At 72.6% G+C, this 843-nt stretch carries 1 protein-coding gene; it reads left to right on the forward strand.

The features are described 5' to 3' along the window. Positions 1-87: 87 nt before the first annotated feature. The coding region (locus ACFWI9_RS03630; RefSeq protein WP_387158843.1) for an HtaA domain-containing protein at positions 88-843 on the forward strand (756 nt) is incomplete at its 3' end.

The following is an 843-nucleotide window of genomic DNA, read 5'->3' on the forward strand; positions in this document are numbered from 1 at the left end:
TTCTCCCCCCCACCGCCCCCCCCCGCCCCCCCCCCCCGCCACCACCGCGGGGGGGCCCCCGGCGCCAAGCAGGCGGCGGGCAACGGGGTGTTCACCTTCGTGGACGGCACGGGCACCTATGACACGGCCACCCATGCCACCGCCAACGCCTTCAAGGGAAGCGTCCACTTCTCGGCGCACGGCGGTGTGCTCGACATCAGGATGTCCGACCTGAAGCTCAGCACCAGGGGCTCGGCGACCCCCACCGGTGAGATCACCGCCGATGTCGTCACCAAGAAGAAGGACGGCACCTTCGACACGAGGAACGACCTGGCGATCGCCACGCTGGACATGTCCGGGGTACGTCCCGGACAGGGCACGGGCGGCGCGATGGTGTTCAAGGACATCCCGGCCAAGCTCACGGCGGGCGGCGCGGAAGCCTTCTCCGGCTTCTACCAGGAGGGCACCCAGCTCGACCCGGCGACGCTCACCGTGAAGCCCGCGACCGGCGGCGGCACGCCGCCGAAGCCGACCCCGACGGCCACGGAGACGGCGACCTCCAAGCCGACCTCCAAGCCGACACCGACCGGCAAGCCCACCGCGAAGCCGTCCCCGGCCGAGGTCCGGGACGGCAAGCTGAGCTGGGGCGTCAAGAAGTCCTGGCGCGACTACGTGGACGGCGTCTGCGGCGGGAGCATCACCGTGTCCGGCGGCGCCCAGAAGAACGGCTCCGGCTACGACTTCCGCTTCGGCAAGGCCCGTCTCGACTCCGCGGCGCGCAGCGCCGACGCCCCCATCGGCGGCCAGGTCGCCGTCGCCGGCGCCCCGCGCGGCGCAGACTGGTCCAAGGGGGGCATCAAGGGG

This window comes from Streptomyces sp. NPDC127084 (genome assembly GCF_042724175.1).
Classification (GTDB): Bacteria; Actinomycetota; Actinomycetes; order Streptomycetales; family Streptomycetaceae; genus Streptomyces.